Genomic DNA, 20,508 nt, shown 5'->3' with positions numbered 1-20,508 from the left:
GCTGTTTTCAGCAAAGCCCTGGTAAGCAGACATAGCGGCACGGGGACTGTGAATCCTCCCACCCCCTGCTCCGTTTTTTATTCGATGCCATGATTAAACCCGTCAGTATTTCAACATTGGATCCGCAGCGCCTTGTTCCGGCGCCGGTACTGACCTTGCTGATACTGCTTATGCTTGCCATAACGCTTGTCGGCTGTTCACCGGACGATGGCACGAACACACCCGCACCCAAGGCCGAAGGCCCGCCCGAAGTCGGCGTGGCAACGCTCTCATCACAACGTATCACCTTTACCACTGAACTGCCGGGACGCACCGTTGCGCCGGTCATTGCGCAGATCCGTCCCCAGGTCAACGGGATTGTCCAGAAGCAGCTGTTCACCGAAGGCTCGCAAGTCAAGGCGGGACAGGTGCTTTATCAGCTGGATCCCGCTGTTTATGAAGCCGAATACGCCGTGGCCAAAGCCAATGTGAAGAAGGCAGAATCTACCTATGCCAATGCCCGCACCGTCGCCCGGCGCAATCGCGAACTGGTGCGTATTGATGCAATCAGCGCACAGATAAACGAGACATCGCAGGCCGAATCGCAGCAGGCGGCAGCCGATTTGGCCGTTGCCAAAGCCCAGGAGCAGCGCGCCAGGATCAATCTTGACTATACCCGTATTGTCTCGCCCATTGACGGCTGGATTGAATTGTCCAATGTGACGCCGGGTGCGCTGGTCACTGCAAATCAGGATACGGCGCTCACGATCGTTCAGAAACTGGATCCGCTTTATGTGCATGTATCGCAGTCATCGGCGGAATTATTACAGTTAAAGGACGATATTGCCGCTGGCCGCTTGCAGGCAACGGCAGACAATGACGCAGTCATCCGACTGCGCCTCGAGAATGGGCGCCTGTATCCGCACCCGGGGCGCCTGACGTTTAGCGGCGTGACTGTCAATCCCAGCACAGGCTCGATTACATTGCGCGCCAACGTACCCAATCCGGATCGGGTGTTGATGCCGGGCATGTACGTGCGGGCCGTATTGGAAAACAATACGGGTAACCAGTCTGTCATGGTGCCGCAACAGGCCATCACCCGTCGGCCTGATGCCAGTACAGTCGCGTTAGTGATCGATGCCGACGATAAAGTACAGGAACGCGTTGTCGTGGTCGGGCGCGCGATCGGTGACAGCTGGCAGGTCCTGGAAGGGCTTGCTGCCGGCGAACGGGTCGTGGTGACTGGTTCTCTGCATGTCCGGCCAGGCACTGTCGTGCGCCCGGTAGAAACCGCAAGTAAACCGGGTTAGGAATCGGGGCATGGCACAGTTTTTTATCAGCCGTCCGATTTTTGCATGGGTGCTTTCTATCGTCATCATGCTCGCCGGGCTGGCTTCGATCCAGACCTTGCCGCTAGAGCAATACCCCGACATTGCGCCACCTCGGGTCGCGATCACAGCGACGTATACTGGTGCGTCGGCCAAGACCGTGGAAGACTCGGTGACCCAGGTCATTGAGCAGCAATTGAAGGGTCTGGACAACCTGCTGTACATGCGCAGCACCAGCAACGCAGCAGGACGGGCGCGGATCACGCTTACTTTTGATGCCGGCACGAATATTGATGTCGCGCAGATGCAAGTGCAGAACCGCCTGCAGCAGGCCATGTCGCGCCTGCCCCAGCAGGTGCAAAGCCGAGGCGTGACCGTCACCAAGGGCGGTGAAGAGTTTCTGATGATCGTCTCGCTCTACTCGGACGATGGCAGCGCCTCACCGGTGGATGTTGGCGACTACATTACCAGCAACCTGGTAGACGTCATCAGCCGGATCGATGGCGTCGGCGAAGTGCAGACGCTGGGCACGGGATATGCGATGCGCATCTGGCTGGATCCGCGCAAACTACTCAGCTATAACATGATGCCTGCCGATGTGACCGCAGCCATTCAAAAGCAGAATGTGCAGGTGTCCGCAGGACAGTTGGGCTCACTGCCTGCGGTCAGCGGACAGCAGTTGAACGCCACGATTACCGCACGCAGCATGTTGCAGACCGAAGAAGATTTTCGCAATGTGGTCCTGCGTGTCGCACCCGATGGCGCCGTTGTGCGAATCAGCGATGTGGCCCGGGTTGAATTGGGGGCAGAAAATCTGACAATCCGCTCGGCAATGGGCGGCCTGCCCGGTGCCGGCATGGGCATTATTGCTGCAGACGGCGCCAACGCGGTTGAAGTGGCTCAGCGAGTTCGCGATAAACTGGCCGAACTCGAACCGTTTTTTCCCAACAATCTGAAAACCTTTATCGGCGTTGATTCCACCCCGTTTATCAGCGCGTCCATCGATGAAGTGGTCAAGGTGCTGCTCGAGGCAATGGTGCTGGTGGTGCTGGTTATCTTTCTGTTTCTGCAGAATATTCGGGCCACGCTGATTCCTGCCATTGCGGTTCCCGTTGTATTGCTGGGCGTTTTTGGCATTTGGTCGATTGCTGGGTTTTCGATCAATACGCTGACGCTCTTCGGTATGGTGCTGGCCATCGGCCTGCTGGTTGATGATGCCATTGTGGTGGTGGAAAATGTGGAACGCGTCATGCATGAACAGGGACTTTCGCCGCGTGAAGCGACCCGCAAGTCCATGCGTGAAATTACGCCAGCGCTGGTTGGTATCACACTCGTGTTGTCGGCCGTGTTCATTCCCATGGCGTTCTTTGGCGGTTCCACCGGTGTCATTTACCGGCAGTTTTCCATAACGATTGTTTCGGCCATGGTGCTCTCGGTGACGGTGGCTTTGACGCTGACCCCTGCCCTTTGCGCCAGTCTGCTCAAGCCGGTAAAAAAAGGCGAGCATATTGATCCGTCGCACGCGCGCAAGGGTTTGCTTGGCTATCTGGATCGCTTTTTCGTTGGCTTCAATCGTCGTTTTGACCGGACGGCAGACCGGTATCAGACCACGGTGGCCGGGGTTGCCAAGCGACCCCGACGCGGGCTGATTGCCTATCTGATTATTGCGATTGTCATGGCCTTGCTATTTTTGCGTTTGCCCACCTCCTTTCTGCCGCCCGAAGACCAGGGTGCAGTGCGGCTGCAGGTGACCTTGCCTGCGGGCGCGACAGACGCAAGGCTGCAGCCGATTATGCGACAGATTGAGCAGTATTTTTTAAAGCAGCCGGATGTGCGCAGCATCACAAGCATTACCGGTAGAAGCGGTGACCAAAGTTCGGCCCGAGCCTACGTGATGCTCAAAGACTGGAGCTTGCGGCCTTTGCCGGAACAATCGTCTGCGGCCATCGCCAGAAAGGCCACCCGCGACCTGGCCCATATCCGCGATGCCCGAATTATCGCCACCCTGCCGCCTATTGTGCGCGGTTTGGGTTCAAGCTCGGGGTTTAACTTTTTTCTGCAGGATGTAAACGGCCTGGGTCACGAAGCGCTGATACAGGCCAGCCGCGACGCATTGCGATTGCTTGGCGAGCGCGCAGAATTGACGAACGTGCGTATCGATGCGCCGGAAGATACCGCGCAGTTTGCCGTGAAAATAGACGATGCCCGCGCCGGCGCCTTCAGCCTGGCGACCGATGCGATCGACAGCACCCTATCGACTGCCATGGGCGGAACATATGTGAATGACTTTCTGGATCGAGGCAGGGTCAAGCGCGTCTATGTACAGGGCGATACACCGTTTCGTATGCTGCCAAGCGATATCGATCAATGGAATGTGCGCAACACGCTGGGCCAGATGGTGCCATTTCCTGCCTTTTCCAGTACCAGTTGGACCTTTGGTTCACCGGAGCTGAGCCGCTACAACGGCAGCCCCAGTCTTGAATTCCAGGGTGATGCAGCACCTGGGGTGAGCTCGGGCGCCGCCATGCTGGCGATCGAGCAGGTATTGCAGCAAATGCCGGCAGGCATCGGTTTTGAATGGACCGGTGCGTCGCTGCAAGAACGTATTTCGGGCGCGCAAGCCCCCCTGCTCTACGCCGTCTCCATTCTGTTTGTCTTTTTGTGCCTGGCCGCATTGTATGAAAGCTGGTCCGTGCCGTTTGCCATTATTCTGGTCGTGCCCTTGGGCATTGTCGGTGCGCTTCTGTTTACGGCCTTGCGTGAATTGCATAATGATGTCTTCTTCCAGGTCGGGCTGCTGACTACTGTGGGGCTGACTTCCAAGAATGCCATCCTGATTGTCGAGTTTGCCAAACAATTGCAGGAACGCGGACACACGGTCCTTGAAGCAACGCTGATCGCGGTGCGGCAGCGCCTGCGTCCCATTCTGATGACCTCGCTGGCCTTTGGCTTCGGGGTGCTTCCACTGGCCATCGGTACCGGCGCCGGCGCAGGGGGCCGTCACGCGATTGGCACCGCCGTCCTGGGTGGGATGATCGTAGGCACTGCGCTCAGTCTCTTTTTTGTACCGCTGTTCTTTGTGCTTGTACGCAGCTTCAGACGCAAACGGCATTCGCATGACGACCACCCTGGCGCGCATGCACCGGACAGCACTTCAGGTACGACATCATGAACATATTTACAAACCCCCTGCGCAGATCAATTGCACTTGCCATACCTTTGCTGGGATTGACAGCCTGCGTAAACCTTGCGCCAGACTACCACCAACCGGCGGCCCCTGTTAGCGCAGCCTGGCCCCAGAACCCTGCAGCGAACGCCAGCCCGGTACAAGCGGCAGCAAACGATCTGGACTGGCTGACGTTTTTCACTAATGCACGCCTGCGCGACGTGGTCCGACTTGGCTTGCAAAATAACCGTGATTTGCGGATTGCGACCCTGAATATTGAACGGGCCCGGGCGCAATACGGCATTGCCCGCGCTGATGGGCTGCCCGCAATCGGCGTCGATGCCCAGGCCAACCGAAGCCGCACCCCAGCCAGTGTTGCCAATTCTGGTGAGACCACCCTTTCATCCCGTTATAACGTTGACCTGGGCTTGACCAGCTACGAGATTGATTTTTTTGGGAAGGTCCGCAATCTCAAGGCGGCGGCGCTGCAACGGTACTTGGCGGCACAGGAAACCCGGCGCAGTGCCCAGATCAGCCTGGTCAGCCAAATTGCCGCCGCCTGGTTACAGCTTGAAGCAACGGGCCAGCAGCTTGCGCTGGCACGCAGTACGCTGGTCAATCAGCGCAAGTCGCATGATCTGATCCGCCGCAGCCACGCGTTGGGCGCCGAATCGGGACTCACGCTGGCTCAATCGCAAACCACAGTGGATGCCGCAAGTGTCAAGGTTGCCGAATATGAGACCCAGCTGGCGCAGGATAAAAATGCCCTCACCCTGCTGACGGGTGCGCCGGTTCCCGACACTTTTTTACCTCCTACGGAGTTTGCGCTGCAGGCTCGAACTGCGACCCGACTGGTCATGCCGCCGGCGGGCCTGCCTTCCAGCGTATTGCAGCAGCGGCCAGATGTCTTGGCCGCCGAACATGACTTGATCGCCGCCCACGCAGATATCGGTGCGGCCAGAGCGGCCTTTTTTCCCAGCATTTCGCTGCTGGGATCTGCGGGCACGGCCAGCAGCAGCCTTTCCGGACTCTTTACTGGCGGCACGTTGGCGTGGAGCGTGGTTCCATCATTGCGTTTGCCTATCTTCGATGGCGGCGCCAATCGCGCCAGTCTGGATCTGACGAAAGCGCAAAAAGATATTCTGCTCGCCACCTACGAAAAAGCCATCCAGACGGCTTTCCGCGAGGTTGCCGATGCGTTGGCTGTGCGCACCACCATCGCGGCGCGTTTGCAATCCCAGCAATCGCTGGTTGCGTCTACCTATCGCAGTTTCCAGTTGTCCAGTGCGCTGTTTACACGCGGCGGCGGTTCGGGTTTTCTGGAAGTGCTCGATGCCCAGCGTGCCTACTATGATGCGCAGCAGGACATGATCACACTCGGGCTGCTTGAGCAATTGAACCGCCTGGCCCTGTTCAAGACGCTGGGAGGCGGCTGGCAGCCCCTTGCGACAACCCCATCTGCTTCGACGCCGTCGCGCTGACCCTATCTGCACCCGGCGCCCCGTACCGAGTCACTGGCACGGCGGATATTTCTGGCACAGCCTGAAGGCCTTTTTGCCGATCAAATGAAAACGGTTGCCCAACGCATTTTCCGGCACAGGCGCAGGGTCATCGCCCCATTGTGCAGACCGGGAGTGTTATAACAATAAGGCTAGTTCCTTTCACGCAGTTACCTATACAGGAGTCAGACATGGCGGTTGAAAAAGTACTTTATGTTGCACACGCAACGGCGACCGGTGGACGCGATGGACGTGCAGTGTCTTCGGACAATGTGCTGGACGTGAAACTGACCACGCCGACAGAACTGGGCGGCGCCGGTGGTACCGGCACAAATCCTGAACAGCTTTTTGCAGCGGGATACTCGGCCTGCTTTCTGGGCGCGCTCAAACTGGTCGCTTCACGCGAAAAAGTCAAATTGCCGGACGATACTCGGATTGACGGCAGCGTCGGAATTGGGCCCATTCCCCAGGGATTTGGCATCGAGGTCGAACTGAAAATTTCCGTGCCTGGGGTGGAACGCAGTGTCGCTGAAGACTTGGTCAATAAGGCGCATGTGGTGTGTCCCTATTCAAACGCAACACGAGGCAATGTAGACGTAACGCTGACAGTGGTGTAACACTGCGACGGTCACTTCTCAATGCTGCCGCGTCATCCATGTGATGTCGCGGCAGCATTGCTTAAATGATAACGCAATACCGCGCCCGCCCTGCCCGTCCGGTTTAACCTCCCGCGCGTCCCGCTCTTGCTCGGGCGTTCCCCCGTACTTTTGAATGAAACGCTCAAGCGCGTTTAATGGTGGCAACGACCCTCCTGCCGCATGCTGTGCCACAACCCGATGCATTGGCGGTGACAGCCTGCTCGAACTGCGCTGGCCAGCGGCACGATATGTTGACGATTACTGATTTTCGCGCAACAATTCTTTGTCAGCGTTGCTATTTTTCTTTCGGATTTGGCCTCTTATACTGTCTTTCGTACATTACCGCCTGGCGGTCAACAGCACAAGCATCACTGTCATCGCTGGAAAAGCACAATTACACGTGGCCGAAAAAAGCCTTCGGGTTTTCAACCTCACCGCTGGTCACAAGCAGTGACTTTTACGAGAGATATTCGAATGAGCATACCCACTTTTGGACTTGGCACCTTTCGCCTCAAGGGACAAACCGTCATCGATTCTGTAACGGCCGCAATCGGGCTGGGTTACCGGGCGATCGATACCGCGCAAATCTATGGCAACGAAGCGGACATCGGTCAGGCGTTAAGCGCCAGTCCTGTAGCACGTGATCAGCTGTATCTGACCACCAAAATCTGGACGGACAACTACGCCGCAGACCGACTTATCCCGAGTTTGAAGGAAAGCCTGCATAAGCTGCGCACCGACTATCTGGACTTGACGCTGATCCATTGGCCGTCACCGGGCAATGCAGTACCTGTGGTTGAATTCATGGGTGCGCTGGCGCAGGCACAGGATGAGGGGCTGACCCGCCAAGTTGGCGTATCCAACTTCACCATTGCGCTGTTGCGTCAAGCCATTGAGGCAGTAGGCGCCGGGCACATTGCCACCAACCAGATCGAATTGCATCCGTACCTGCAAAACAGGCAAGTGGTGGCGTTCGCGCGCCAAAATGATATTGCTATTACTTCCTATATGACGCTTGGCTATGGCAAGGTGTTGCATGACCCGGTGGTACACGCCATTGCGCAACGCCTGCAAGCCACCCCCGCCCAAGTGGTGCTGGCGTGGGCCATGCATAGCGGTTTTGCCGTTATCCCGTCGTCTACCAAACACGCACATCTGCAAAGCAATCTTGCTGCACAACAACTGCAGTTAGCCCAAGCAGATATGACGGCAATTGCAGCACTTGACCGCAATGAACGGATTACCAGCCCCGATAGCCTGGCGCCTGAGTGGGACGACTGAGCATATGCAAAAGGCTGGCGTTCTGATGACCAACTCCGACGATCTGCTGACGTTTGTTACCGTCATTGACAGCGGCTCCATCAGTGCGGCAGCCGAGCAACTGAACCTGACACCGTCAGCGGTCAGTCGGACCTTGTCCCGGCTTGAACAAAGCCTGGAGACCACCTTGCTTAACCGCACCACCCGTCGCATGCACCTGACCGAGGAGGGGCGTTTCCTGCTGGAGCATGCCCGGATCATTGTTGCGCGGATGCAGGCCATGCAGGAGACCCTTGCCACCAGGCGACAATCCCCGGCCGGACGGTTGCGGGTGAACGCCGCCTCGCCGTTCATGCTGCATATGATCGTGCCGTATATTGGCGCATTTCGGCAGCACTATCCGCATATCCAATTGCAGCTCAATACTCATGACCTGAATATTGATCTGCTGGAGCAAAGCACGGATGTTGCCATCCGGATTGGCACGCTGCAAAACTCGACGCTCCACGCCCGACCTCTGGGCAGCAGCGCGCTCAACCTGCTGGCCAGTCCTGATTATTTATCCCGCTGCGGAATGCCCCAGACAGTATCAGCGCTGGACGGGCACACCCTGCTGGGCTTTACTCAACCGGATAGTCTGAACCTATGGCCGGTGCGTCGTGCCGACGCTGCCGACAGACTGATGATTACACCGGACGTTGCCGCTTCCAGTGGCGAAACGTTGCGTCAATTGGCGCTGGCCGGACAGGGCATTGTCTGCCTGTCCAAATTCATGACGTATGAGGATATCCGCGATGGGCGCCTGGTACCGATTCTGCCCATGTTGACAGAAAAGCAGGTACAGCCGATTCATGCTGTGTATTACAGGAACTCGCCGCTGGCCCTGCGGATTCAAAGCTTCATCGATTTCATGCAGCAGACGCTGGCGGCACAACCCTGGAACCGCCGGTAAACGTGTCGTTATCCAATGGCAAGCGACAATTGCGCGCGCGGCCTGTCAGTGGCGAATGATCGTTCTGATACGGCCGGAACGCATACGCTGAGTCTGGCCACCTTTGATAACAGACGTTTTCTGGATACGGCCAATGCCAGCCGCACCCTGGCCGGTCAGCGGGTTGACTGCATAATTGTTATAGCGGATCTCGTAATGCAAATGTGCCCCGGTCACTTTGCCCGTATCGCCCAAATGACCAATGACTTCACCTTTGTCGACAACCCGGCCTGCAGCCAGGCGCGGGGCAAATTTCTGCAAATGCGCGTATAGCGTTGCATAACCCGAACCATGCTCCACGATCACGGTATTGCCGTAGCCGCCTTTGGCGCCCACGAACGATACCTTGCCGCCCAGCGTCGTTTTGACCTGGCTGCCTACCGGCGCCACCAGATCCACGCCAGCGTGAAAACGCAACTGGTTGTATATGGGATGCATGCGCAAGCCAAAACGTGAGGAGACATAACTCTTGTCTAGTGGCGAAGACAAAAAGCCCATGATCTTCAGGTCCAGTTTCAGGGAAGGCCCGCAACCCTTGCTGCTGCATCCCTTGGGCGGGTCCAGATCATCAGCCAGCCCACGTATGGTTTTGACATCGCCGTCTACGGTTGGTACTTCGGGCATCGTGTCCAGGTCCTCATCGGATTGGGCAAGCGAGGGCAGCGCGTGCATGGTGGCAGCAAGGCAGCCGAGCAGCACAAGCGTGTGCCTGCGGGCCCGACTCAGCGCGGCGCGCATGAAAGGAAGTGGGTGTGCATATACATGAAATTGCATTTTACTTATTTCAGCTCAATCGCAGCGCAAATCCGTGTATAGTTTTCGTTTCTACCCATTTTCCAATCGCACAGCGATGCCGGGATAGGCCTTTACTGAGAGGCGCCATTCGCTCCGAACGGCCCTTTTTTAGCCGATGCTATCCGGCAATACGCAGCGAAAACTGCCCAATGCTCAGACTTACCGTAATCCTTTCCCTGCTTGTTGGCCTGAGCGCCTGCTCGGACCGGCAGGACGACGAACGTCTGCGGTTGGCGCTGATGTCCGATTGCACGGTAACGCGTGCGTCCCTGTTGCTTAGCGCCAAGTACGTCGATAAACAAGCACTGGCGACCATACAGCAAGAATGCCGTGCTGCCTACGCCACATTGATGCAAAACGTCTCTGCGCAACGGCTGCGTGACCAGCAAACCGAGGTATATGACAGCTTTCAACGGGCATATCGCATGAAATATTCGCTGCACGATGTCTTCGATAATCTGCCGCCCACTTCCAAAACCACGTACGAGAAACTGGCAACCACGCTTTTCGGGCTGAAAAAAGAGGACATCGGCTTATGAAAGATATCCGTGATCGCATGCGCCTAATAAAATATTTGATTGCCGTCCTGTTCGTGTTGATTGCGCTGGCTTATCTGTGGACCAGCATGAGTGGACCCCACGAGACTGCTGACGACTACTCGCAGTTTGACAAGGAGCGGGCCATTATTGCCTGCATGACCGCCGAATACGCAACCAATTATATGGACGACCCGGCCGAAACCGATATGTTCCCCGAGTGTGAAGCTCGCTTCACAAAACTCAAGGCAACATTGCCTTACGCCGAATATGTTCGTATTCAGCAGACACCGGTGTCTGCCGAGACCGGCCCGGTGCACATGCAGCCCTACGAAGTGTTTCTACAGATTATGACCGGCATGGACCGCTGATTCGGCTGCCATCACGCTTATTTATAATTGTTCCAAAGGACGTGTTTAAAAAATGCAAAAGAACAAAAGAAAAACAATGATCGGTCTGGTCCTTGCTGGCCTGACCGCTGGCTCTCTGGTACTGGCCGCGCCTGCTGCTCATGCCGATGAAAGCAAATGGCCCGAACACCCGTTGAATCTGATTGTGCCTTTCGGCCCCGGTTCCACACCCGACCAGATTGCGCGCATCATTGCTCGCAGCGCCGAGAAAAAACTGGGGCAGGCTATCGTCATAGAAAATAAAGCCGGCGCCGGCGGCAATATCGGTACGAATCAGGTTGCCAAAGCCAAACCTGACGGCTATACCTTTGGTATTTCCATTACCGGCCCGCTGGTAAACAACCAGTTTATCTACAATAACTTGCCTTATGACCCTGAAAAGGATCTTGCACCGCTGACCATGGCAGTGACGCAACCAAATGTGATTGTTGTGACAAAGCAGTCGGGCATTAAGACATTGAAGGAACTGATCAGCAAGATCCAGGCCGAGCCAGACAAGCTGAATTTTGCGACATCGGGCAATGGCACCGGATCACATCTCTCCATAGAACTCATGCTGCAGGCAGTAAAAGGTAAGGCGACGGCTGTGCCGTATCCTTCTTCGCCCGCCGCGCTCAATTCACTGATTGCGGGCGATACCCAGTTTACTGCGCTGGCGCCCATTGCCGTTCTTCCCCTGGTCAAAGAAGGAAGACTGGTTGCATTGGCGCAGACCAGTGCGCAGCGCAACAGCTCCCTGCCGGATATTCCTACGGTGTCCGAGGCCGGTGCGCCTGGCATTGAAGGCGCAGCCTGGTCCGGTTTCATTATTTCGTCAAAAGTGCCGATCGCCATCCGCAATACGCTCACTGATGCGCTGTTGACCGCGCTCAGAGATCCCGATGTAGGTAAACAGCTCAAGGCGATTTATATGGATCCCGTACCAAGCACGCCGGAAACGTTTCGCGATTATATGAATCAGGAGAAAGCGCGCTGGCAACCGTTGATTGAAAAGCTGAATCTGAAAATTAATTGACCGTCAGAACAGAACGGACAGGCCGCCATCCACGGCAATGACCTGTCCATTGACATAGGCGGACAGGTCAGAGGCCAGAAACACTGCCAGTCCGGCAATTTCTTCGGGCCTGCCCCAGCGTCCGGTCGGATTGCGCGCCGCCAGCGTTTGCCCTGCCGCAGCATTGACCATCTCCAGATTCGTTTCTGTGGCAAAGGTGCCCGGCGCGATCGCGTTGCTGGTAATGCCGCTGGCTGCAAACTCCACTGCCAGCGCCCGCATCATACCGGTCAGGCCTTGCTTGGCAATGGGATAGACGCCGTCGCCGGGCCGGGCGATCTGTCCTGCCACCGATGTGATGGTAATCAGCCTGCCCCACTGCTGCTTTTGCATCAGAGCTGCCGCTTTCTGCGACAAATACATGGCGCCCAGCAAATTGACTTGCAGCATCTGCTGCATTTGTCCAAAATCAAAAGCGGCCAAGGGCTGGCGAATCCGGATTCCCATATTATTGACCAGCACGTCGCAACGGCCGTGTTGCTCTGCCAGGTAATCCATGCAGCGCTCGATATCAGACACAACGGACATATCGCCGACCAGCCCCTGTACCTTTACGCCGGTTTGCTGCAATTGGGCACAAGCCTGTTCGACAGACTGGGCGCTGCGGCCGTTGATATACACCAGCGCGCCGCTGCGCGCCATTGCCGAGGCCATTTGCAGGCCAAGCCCGCGTGTTGAGCCGCTGATAAAGACCACTTTATCGTGCAGCCCGAAGCCATCTGTGTATGAACCCTGTTGTTGCATTGCTTTCCCTGGAAATCTGCTGTGCCGCCCTTTGTAACACGGCCTGAACAATGTCAAACGTATGCAATGGGCCGGTTTACGGTTAAACTTGAATCTATTTTCACCCAATTGCCTGGAAAAAGTAAATGTTTGCCAGAAACACCCCTTTTAATTACGAGAAAATCTTAAAAGCGTGTGCAAAAGGACAGAAAAGTGCCTTGCAGACTCTGTTCAAACATGAAGCGCCGCTCATGGTTGCCCTGTCCCTGCGCGTATTGGGGAATTACAATCTTGCAGAACAGGCGGTCGTGTCTGCATTTGTGCTTATCTGGAACAATGCCGAGGCCTATGACGAAGACATGGGGCCGGCACGGGGGTGGATATTCTCCATCCTGCGCTATCGCATCAGTCAGATTTTCAAAGAACACTATGATGCCATCCAGATGGCCAGCAAGAGCCAGGATGAATCGATACTCAATGAAGTTTCCAGCAATCTGCATGCAGACGTGCGTGAAGACCTGCCGGTAACGCCGGCCTTTTATCTGCACCTGGAAGAGTTGCCCGAAGAGCCGCAAAAGGCACTGATCAATATGTATTTCAGCGGTATGTCGCAGGCGCAAACCGCGACCAAAGTCGGCATGCCGCTGGGCAGATTCAAGGAAAACCTGTTTCTTGGGCTGCAGCACCTGGCCAAGCATCTGCCTGAATTTTCTCCGCCGCATCATGCCACGGAAAAAATGGGCGAATATGTATTGGGCGGGCTGTCCGAAAATGAAGAAAAGCTGGTCTACAAATTGATGAATGACGATGCCAGCGTCTCGCGCATCGCCTTGTTATGGGAAACCCAGTTTACCCACCTGCTCAGTCAACTGCCGGCGCAAGTGGCCAGCAGCCGGGTATGGGAAAAAATAAAAAACGCTGCATTTGCCAAGCCGCCGACCAGCGTTGCGCAGGGTCCAGAGGCGGACGACGAAGACGGTGCCGAACAGCCATACGCGTCGGGCCTGAAAACCACCATGCGCAGGCTCTGGTTCATGCTCCCCTTGTGGCGCGCCCTGGCGCTGCTGCTGGCCATTGCTGCATTCACTTTCTGGTATGTGGGCACGCCTGCTTCGGATCTGCCCAGGAAAGTTGCCGTGCTGGACTCCTCAATGAGCAATGCGCAAACGGGCTGGGTGGTCCGTTTCAATGCTGCCGGCGATGCCCGCTTTTCGCCAGTGCTGCGCCAGACCGTATCGGACGGCCTGGTGCTCCAGGCATGGAAACGATCCAACGGTACCGACAGCGCCCTTGCCCTGATCCGTGACAGTAAAGCCTTTGTTCTGACCGCGGAACGGGTGGGGCCCATTGCTGCAGGCGATCAGCTGTTGATCAGCCTGGAACCCGATGGCGGTTCTCGCAATGACAGGCCTTCAGGCACCATTCTTTACAAAGGAACCGTCGCGGATCTGTAGCGCAGCGTCGCCACAGCCGGGCTTCGTGCAATACGGGCCCACCCTTAAAGGACCCAACTAAGGACCCAACTAAGGACCCAACTGCAAATTGGCACTGGCAGGTGGCACCCTGCCCTGTCTTGCGTACTTGTAATAAATTACCGCTCTGGTTATTTTCCAAACAGACATCGGTGCCGCTGTCGGTGGATCTAAGGCGAGCGCAGGCATTTTTCAGCTGAAATTCAGGGGTCGGCGAAAAATATCAGCGTCGATGTAAAAAGATAAAGTATGATTGTAATAATTCGCCATAATTCTTCATAAATAGCACTAAATGTCATTAATCCTGCTTCTAATTCTTCCATTTCTGGGTAGTATACTTGTCGGCCTGCTGCCCGTACACGCCAGATCCCCGGAAGCTTGGATGGCAGGTATTATCGCGGTCATCGGCGCCCTGATAACCTTGTCTTTTTTGCCTGATATCCTGCAGGGCAACACCATCGTCCATACCCTCGAATGGGTGCCATCCTATAAGTTGAATCTTGTCTTTCGCATGGACGGCTATGCGTGGCTGTTTTCGCTGCTGATTACGATCATGGGTGCGCTGGTGGTGCTGTATGCCCGCTACTATATGTCACCCAAAGATCCGGTTACCCGCTTCTACTCCTTCTTTCTGGCGTTCATGGGGTCGATGCTTGGTGTAGTGCTGTCTGGCAATATTATCCAGCTGGTTATCTTCTGGGAACTGACCAGTCTGTCTTCCTTCATGTTGATCGCCTACTGGAACCATCGCCAGGACGCCAAGCGAGGCGCCAGGATGGCGCTTACCATTACTGCAGCTGGCGGGTTCTGTCTGCTGGCAGCCATGCTCATGATCGGGCACATTGTGGGCAGCTATGATCTGGATGCCGTGCTGGACTCGGGCGACACCTTACGTAATCACCCATGGTATCTGGCCATCCTGATTCTGTTCGCACTCGGCGCCCTGACCAAGAGCGCACAGTTTCCGTTCCATTTCTGGCTACCCAATGCGATGGCTGCGCCCACACCTGTCTCGGCTTATCTGCATTCGGCAACCATGGTCAAGGCCGGCGTGTTCATTCTGGCACGGTTCTGGCCGGTGCTGGCCGGTACCTCGGCCTGGTTCTGGATTATCGGCATGGCCGGGCTGTGCTCGCTGTTTCTGGGGGCGTATGTGGCGACCTTCCAGAGGGATATGAAAGCGGTTCTGGCGTATTCCACGATCAGCCATCTTGGCCTGATTACGCTGCTGTTGGGCCTGAACAGCAAACTGGCGCTCATTGCTGCCCTGTTTCACATGATCAATCACGCCACTTTCAAGGCGTCGCTCTTTATGGCCACTGGCATTGTCGATCATGAAACCGGCACCCGGGACCTGGTACTGTTGTCAGGGCTGCGCAAGGCCATGCCGATAACCGCAACACTGGCCGTTGTGGCTGCGGCCGCCATGGCCGGGGTGCCCCTTCTCAACGGCTTTATTTCGAAAGAAATGTTTTTTGCCGAGACGCTGAACCTGCCGGACTATCTTGAAGTATCCACTTGGCTGCCAGTCTTTGCGGTATTGGCCAGTGCGTTCAGTGTGGCCTATTCCCTGCGGCTGATCATGCAGGTCTTCTTTGGCCCCAAGGCCACCGATCTGCCCAACCAGCCACATGAACCACCTCTGTGGATGCTCGTGCCCAGCGGCATCCTGGTATTGACCTGCCTGTTGATTGGCATCATGCCGCAAACCATCATTGGTCCAGTGTTGTCTTCGGCAGCGCACTCGATTCTCGGGCCCACTTTGCCGCAATACAGTCTTGCCATATGGCATGGTTTCAATTTACCGCTCACGATGAGCCTGATCGCCATGGGAGGCGGTATTGTGCTGGCCCTGGTTCTTCGACCCCTGCAGCGGCGTGCGCCAGGCCAAACGCCGTTGCTGTATCGGGTCGATGGACGTGTATTCTTTGATTTGCTGATGAATCTGCTTGATACCGTTGCCTATCAGGCAATGAATCTGTTTTCCACCAAGCGGCTGCAGCCTCAGGTATTGTGGATTGTCGTTATTACGGTTGTAGTCACCATTCTGCCACTACTGCTGTTTGAGGCCTGGCCGCAACTGGCCATGCGCAATATTGATCTGCCCTTTACGCTGCTCTGGATTGTCGGCTCATGTTGCGCTGTTGGCGCGGCCTACCAGGCGAAGTACAACCGTTTCCGGTCACTGGTTTTGCTTGGCGGCGCCGGCCTGTGCAGTAGTCTCACTTATCTGTGGCTGTCAGCACCGGATCTCGCCCTTACCCAATTGGTAGTGGAAATGGTAACCACGATCCTGTTGCTGTTGGGATTGCGCTGGCTGCCACGCAGGATGTCGACCGAACCGCCGTCGGACCGCGGCCGGGCCCTGGTTCGGCGTTTGCGCGATATGATGATTGCAGTGGTCGCTGGCCTGGGCATGTCCATTCTTACCTACCTGCAGTTATCGCGCCCCAGACCAGAAGGGATTTCTTCGTTCTATCTGGAAAAAGCCCTTCCCGAAGGCGGCGGCACCAATGTGGTCAATGTGCTGCTGGTAGACTTTCGCGGTTTCGATACGTATGGTGAAATTACCGTTCTCAGTATTGTCGCCCTTACCGTATACGCATTGCTGCGGCGTTTTCGTCCGCCACGAGAAAGTCTGAAGGCACTGGAAGACCGACGCTTTCGCCAGAGCGGCGATACCGCCAGCGTCGATGAGGATGCTGAACTGCCCACGGGTACAATGCTGGTGCCGACCGTGCTTTCGCGGTTTGTAATGCCGATTGCCACGCTGATTGCGTTGTTTTTCCTGTTGCGCGGCCATAATCTGCCCGGCGGCGGCTTTGTCGCAGGCCTGATTTTTGCTGCGGCCGTTATCCTGCAATATATGATGGGCGGCATCCGCTGGGTCGAAGACCGCTCGCGCATCTTTCCCCAGTACTGGATTGCGGGTGGTTTGTTGATGGCCGGCGCTGCCGGCATGTCCGCATGGCTGGCCAAACTGCCATTTTTATCTGCGATGGCCGCAGATATTGATCTTGGCCCGCTCGGACATTTGCATTTGTCCAGTGTCATCTTGTTTGACCTGGGCGTGTTCGCTGTGGTGGTTGGCTCTACTTTATTCATGCTGGTCGCGTTGAGTCACCAATCCTTGCGGTTTTACAAAAAAGTGTCGGCCGAGACAGCCGAAGAAAATACGAGCAGCGACAGCACTGCATCTGATCTGGGCAGCGATGCCGGCTTGTCGGCCAAACCCGCGCTGCCGCCGAATTCCCAGGGAGCACCATCATGGAACTGATTCTGTCTATCGCCATCGGCATTATGGTCGGTTCGGGTATTTGGCTACTGCTGCGACCGCGTACTTACCAGGTTATTATCGGCTTGACGCTGGTGTCTTATGCGGTCAACCTGTTCATTTTCGCTACCGGTAAACTGACGACCGGCGCCCCGCCGATCCTGAAAAAGGGTGTGGCGACAACGCTGGCCAATTATGCCGATCCCCTTCCCCAGGCGCTGGTACTGACCGCCATTGTGATCAGCTTTGCCACCACAGCGCTGTTTCTGGTCGTAATCCTTGCGTTGCGCGGTTTGTCCAATACTGACCACGTAGATGGAACGGAGTCGCAATGAGCCAGTGGATGAATCATCTTCCCATCCTGCCGGTTGCCATTCCGATGATCGTGGGTGCGTTCATGCTGGTGTTGCGCGATCAGTATCGGAACGCGACCATCGTCCTGGGCATCGTTTCCGTGCTTGCCCAGTTTTGCGTCGCGGTGGCGTTGTTCGGCATGACGACCGGACGTATTCCCAACGATTACGAAAACCATATTATGGTTTATCTACTGGGCAACTGGCAGGCGCCTTTTGCCATTGTGCTGGTGGCCGACCAGCTCAGCACGATCATGCTGATACTGACCGCAGTGCTGGGGCTGTGCTCACTGCTCTATTCAACCGCACTGTGGGATCGTGCCGGCGTCTTTTTCCATCCTTTGTTTCAGTTCATTCTGATGGGGTTGAATGGCGCATTTCTTACCGGTGACCTGTTCAACCTGTTTGTTTTTTTCGAAATCTTTCTGGCCGCCTCCTATGGCCTGGCACTGCATGGCTCGGGCATGGCCCGGGTCGCTGCCGGTCTGCACTACGTTACCGTCAACCTGATTGCCTCATTCTTGTTGCTGATCGCCATTTCAGTCCTGTACGGCATTACCGGTACGCTCAATATGGCAGACCTGGGATTGCGCGCCGCCACGCTAAGTGGCGACGACCGGCGATTGTTCGAGGCTGCCTGCGCCATCCTGGGTATTGCCTTTTTGATCAAGGCAGGCGCCTGGCCCTTGAACTTCTGGCTGACCAGCGCTTATTCGGCCGCAGTGGCGCCGGTAGCGGCGCTGTTCGCGATCATGAGCAAGGTAGGCATCTACGCATTGCTGCGCATTGGTTCGCTGCTGCTGCCCACAGGCGCGCCGGCGGCGTTCAGCGGCGACTGGATGTATGTCATCGGGCTGGCAACCTTGCTGTTTGGCACACTGGGCATCTTGTCGGAAAAAAACAGCGGTCGACTGGTGGGCTATTGCATCATTATGTCTTCCGGCACCCTGCTCTCTGCGCTGGGTATGCCAAGTGTCATTCTGACCGGCCCTTCCCTATTCTATATGCTCAGCTCCGTGTTGGTGACAAGTACGTTCTTTTACCTGATCGAACTGATCAAACGTACCGAATCTTTCGGGGGTAACGTGCTGGCGGTCAGTCTGGAAGCATTCAGCGCCGACGACCAGGACAGTTCCGATTATTCCGGAACCGTTGTGGGTAAACCGATACCATTCGCCCTGGCGTTTCTGGGGTTGGCCTTTTTCATCTGTGCCCTGGTCATTGCCGGTATGCCGCCATTCTCGGGCTTTATCGCCAAGTTCGCCTTGCTGTCCAAGGCGCTGGATCTGTCCCAGACCAATGCCTCTACCACCACCAGCGTATGGCTGCTGGTGGTAGCCATGCTGATTTCCGGCATGGCAACAGTCATTGCCCTGGGACGCGCTGGCATTCGAATGTTCTGGAGCAGCGAGAAATTAAAGCCGCCGGTGCTCAGTCGACGCGAAGCCTTTCCCGTTACCCTGCTGCTAATACTGTGCATTGCGCTGACCGTTTTTGCCGGTCCGGTGATGGACCAGCTCTCGCTGACTGCCAAGCAACTTGACAATCCGGGAACCTATATGAAGGCGGTGCTCAACAGCCGGCCGGCCGTCATATCGTCACATGGAGGTGCACAATGAAATCGTGGTTTTCGTGGGTACCCATGACCCTTTTTCTTGCGGTTATCTGGCTGCTGCTTGCCGATGCGCCGCTGAGCACCGGCACTCTGGCTTTTGCATTGGCGGCGTCCGTGATTATTGTCCTGATGTCGCGTCGTCTGCGGCCATTTTTGGCCAGGCCGCGACGCATTTGGGTAATATTGAAATTGACCTGTATTGTGCTGACAGATACGTTTCGCTCCAGCATGACGGCCATCAGGCTGGTTCTTCGCTATCCCAAAATCAGCATCACGCCCGGTTTTGTCACTATCCCCCTGACGCTGCGTGACCCGCATGGGCTGGCGATTCTGGCTGCTATTATCAACTATGCGCCTGGGACGCTTTGGGCTGGCTTTCCGGAGTCGGGAGATTACGTGCAATTGCATATTCTGGACCTGCCCCAGGAAAGTGATTGGGCAGCCTATATCATTGAACGCTATGAGAAACCATTGAAGGAGATTTTTGAATAATGGAAACCCTTCTTATCTGGTCCTGCTATTTCACCCTGTTCTGTTTTGCACTGGCAGGCGTTATTCTAAGTCACCCCCTGTTTGTAGGACCGACGCCTCAGGATCGGGTACTGGGCATCGATACCCTGTATCTGATTGGCATGATGATCGCTCTGACGCTAGGCATGCTATATCGCACGTCGTGGTATTTTGACATCGGCTTACTGGTCAGTCTTTTCGGTTTTCTGAGCACGGCGGCAATGGCGCGCTTTCTGTTGCGCGGCGAGGTGATCGAGCCATGATGGATACCCTGTCGCCCTGGATTGTTATCCCTGCTTCAGTCTTGATCGTGGCCAGCGGATTGCTGGTGCTGGCAGCCAGTATCGGGATGGTCAGGGTCAGCAGTTTCCTGCCCCGCACCCACACACAGGCCATCATCTACTCCACAGCGCTCTGGGCCCTGTTGCTGGCTTCGCTGCTGCTGACGTTCAGCCTCAAGGATCGCACCTTCCTGCATGAAATACTGATTGGTATTTTCATCTTCATTACTTCACCGGTCAGTACCATTTTGCTGGTGCGTTCCTTTGTATTGCGTGAAGAACGGGATAGCCCGCCCGATGATAGTGTCACGATTGCAGTCACGCCAGTTGCTGATGCTAGTGAAGAAGGAAAAGACCGTAAGGCCGCCAGCGACGTTGCCTCTATAGAGGCAGAACTGGAAATGGAACCGGACCAGGACCAGGACCAGGACCAGGACCAGAAAAACGAGCCTGATGCCCAGGCTACGCGACGTACCAGGCCGGCCCCCGATCTGCCGGACACTTGATGAAAATTGGAGGCAAGGCAACACGCTGGCGGCCTGTGGGCATAAGGCGGCAGTGATGTGGATGGATATCTGAAGTGCCCTGTGAGCGTCGCAGCGCCTTGCCCCATCGGCTTGTATA

At 56.1% G+C, this 20,508-nt stretch carries 18 protein-coding genes; 16 read left to right on the top strand and 2 right to left on the bottom strand.

All coding sequences use genetic code 11. The features are described 5' to 3' along the window. The first annotated feature begins 89 nt into the window (after nucleotides 1-89). From INT32_RS00780 to INT32_RS00755, 6 genes are all read left to right on the top strand, one after another. Nucleotides 90-1,289 (top strand): efflux RND transporter periplasmic adaptor subunit, encoded by a 1,200-nt coding sequence (locus tag INT32_RS00780; protein WP_226816364.1) that lies wholly within the window; start codon nucleotides 90-92, stop codon nucleotides 1,287-1,289. A gap of 10 nt (nucleotides 1,290-1,299) precedes the next feature. Next, entirely contained in the window at nucleotides 1,300-4,479 is a 3,180-nt protein-coding gene (locus INT32_RS00775) for an efflux RND transporter permease subunit (protein WP_193086828.1), read from the top strand. Then, complete coding sequence (locus tag INT32_RS00770; RefSeq protein ID WP_226816363.1) at nucleotides 4,476-5,954, top strand: efflux transporter outer membrane subunit; 1,479 nt, start codon at nucleotides 4,476-4,478, stop codon at nucleotides 5,952-5,954. Before INT32_RS00775 ends, INT32_RS00770 begins: the two co-directional genes overlap by 4 nt. Nucleotides 5,955-6,163: 209 nt before the next feature. Beyond that, on the top strand, nucleotides 6,164-6,589 hold the full coding sequence (locus INT32_RS00765; RefSeq protein ID WP_193086827.1) for an organic hydroperoxide resistance protein: 426 nt from the start codon (nucleotides 6,164-6,166) through the stop codon (nucleotides 6,587-6,589). Between the two features lie 495 nt (nucleotides 6,590-7,084). Continuing rightward, a complete protein-coding gene (gene dkgB, locus INT32_RS00760; protein ID WP_193086826.1) occupies nucleotides 7,085-7,891 on the top strand; it encodes a 2,5-didehydrogluconate reductase DkgB in 807 nt (268 codons plus the stop codon). Nucleotides 7,892-7,913: 22 nt separating this feature from the next. Beyond that, on the top strand, nucleotides 7,914-8,822 hold the full coding sequence (locus tag INT32_RS00755) for a LysR family transcriptional regulator (protein ID WP_193087226.1): 909 nt from the start codon (nucleotides 7,914-7,916) through the stop codon (nucleotides 8,820-8,822). Nucleotides 8,823-8,867: 45 nt separating this feature from the next. Here INT32_RS00755 and INT32_RS00750 read toward each other — a convergent pair whose 3' ends face one another. After that, complete coding sequence (locus INT32_RS00750; protein WP_193086825.1) at nucleotides 8,868-9,635, bottom strand: M23 family metallopeptidase; 768 nt, start codon at nucleotides 9,633-9,635, stop codon at nucleotides 8,868-8,870. Between the two features lie 170 nt (nucleotides 9,636-9,805). On the opposite strand from INT32_RS00750, the gene INT32_RS00745 reads away from it, so the two are divergent. Genes INT32_RS00745 through INT32_RS00735 form a run of 3 tightly spaced genes read left to right on the top strand, consistent with a single transcriptional unit; the run spans nucleotide 9,806 to nucleotide 11,617 of the window. After that, nucleotides 9,806-10,195 carry a hypothetical protein gene (locus tag INT32_RS00745; RefSeq protein ID WP_193086824.1) on the top strand — a complete coding sequence of 130 codons (390 nt, stop codon included), beginning with the start codon at nucleotides 9,806-9,808 and terminating at the stop codon, nucleotides 10,193-10,195. Beyond that, nucleotides 10,192-10,563 carry a hypothetical protein gene (locus tag INT32_RS00740; RefSeq protein WP_193086823.1) on the top strand — a complete coding sequence of 124 codons (372 nt, stop codon included), beginning with the start codon at nucleotides 10,192-10,194 and terminating at the stop codon, nucleotides 10,561-10,563. Before INT32_RS00745 ends, INT32_RS00740 begins: the two co-directional genes overlap by 4 nt. Before the next feature lie 52 nt (nucleotides 10,564-10,615). Next, nucleotides 10,616-11,617, top strand: coding sequence for a tripartite tricarboxylate transporter substrate binding protein (locus tag INT32_RS00735; protein WP_193086822.1), 1,002 nt, complete (start codon nucleotides 10,616-10,618; stop codon nucleotides 11,615-11,617). A 3-nt stretch (nucleotides 11,618-11,620) separates the two neighbouring features. Here INT32_RS00735 and INT32_RS00730 read toward each other — a convergent pair whose 3' ends face one another. After that, nucleotides 11,621-12,400 (bottom strand): SDR family oxidoreductase, encoded by a 780-nt coding sequence (locus tag INT32_RS00730; protein WP_193086821.1) that lies wholly within the window; start codon nucleotides 12,398-12,400, stop codon nucleotides 11,621-11,623. 125 nt (nucleotides 12,401-12,525) lie between these two features. Here INT32_RS00730 and INT32_RS00725 point away from each other — a divergent pair, with 125 nt between their 5' ends. From INT32_RS00725 to INT32_RS00695, 7 genes are all read left to right on the top strand, one after another. Then, nucleotides 12,526-13,833 (top strand): anti-sigma factor domain-containing protein, encoded by a 1,308-nt coding sequence (locus tag INT32_RS00725; RefSeq protein ID WP_193086820.1) that lies wholly within the window; start codon nucleotides 12,526-12,528, stop codon nucleotides 13,831-13,833. A 310-nt stretch (nucleotides 13,834-14,143) separates the two neighbouring features. After that, nucleotides 14,144-17,128 (top strand): monovalent cation/H+ antiporter subunit A, encoded by a 2,985-nt coding sequence (locus INT32_RS00720; RefSeq protein ID WP_193086819.1) that lies wholly within the window; start codon nucleotides 14,144-14,146, stop codon nucleotides 17,126-17,128. Continuing rightward, complete coding sequence (locus INT32_RS00715; RefSeq protein ID WP_128394148.1) at nucleotides 17,119-17,460, top strand: Na+/H+ antiporter subunit C; 342 nt, start codon at nucleotides 17,119-17,121, stop codon at nucleotides 17,458-17,460. The genes INT32_RS00720 and INT32_RS00715 overlap by 10 nt, the downstream gene beginning before the upstream one ends. Then, the gene (locus INT32_RS00710; protein WP_193086818.1) at nucleotides 17,457-19,097 is read left to right on the top strand and encodes a monovalent cation/H+ antiporter subunit D; all 1,641 of its coding nucleotides are present in this window, start codon (nucleotides 17,457-17,459) and stop codon (nucleotides 19,095-19,097) included. The genes INT32_RS00715 and INT32_RS00710 overlap by 4 nt, the downstream gene beginning before the upstream one ends. Then, on the top strand, nucleotides 19,094-19,585 hold the full coding sequence (locus INT32_RS00705; protein ID WP_193086817.1) for a Na+/H+ antiporter subunit E: 492 nt from the start codon (nucleotides 19,094-19,096) through the stop codon (nucleotides 19,583-19,585). The genes INT32_RS00710 and INT32_RS00705 overlap by 4 nt, the downstream gene beginning before the upstream one ends. Next, nucleotides 19,585-19,866 carry a K+/H+ antiporter subunit F gene (locus INT32_RS00700; protein ID WP_100696923.1) on the top strand — a complete coding sequence of 94 codons (282 nt, stop codon included), beginning with the start codon at nucleotides 19,585-19,587 and terminating at the stop codon, nucleotides 19,864-19,866. Before INT32_RS00705 ends, INT32_RS00700 begins: the two co-directional genes overlap by 1 nt. After that, nucleotides 19,863-20,390, top strand: coding sequence for a monovalent cation/H(+) antiporter subunit G (locus INT32_RS00695; protein ID WP_193086816.1), 528 nt, complete (start codon nucleotides 19,863-19,865; stop codon nucleotides 20,388-20,390). The genes INT32_RS00700 and INT32_RS00695 overlap by 4 nt, the downstream gene beginning before the upstream one ends. The last annotated feature ends 118 nt before the right edge of the window (nucleotides 20,391-20,508 follow it).

It is taken from the genome of Advenella sp. FME57, assembly GCF_014897675.1.
Lineage (GTDB): Bacteria > Pseudomonadota > Gammaproteobacteria > Burkholderiales > Burkholderiaceae_B > Advenella.
This window is presented reverse-complemented; position numbering and strand designations above follow the sequence as displayed.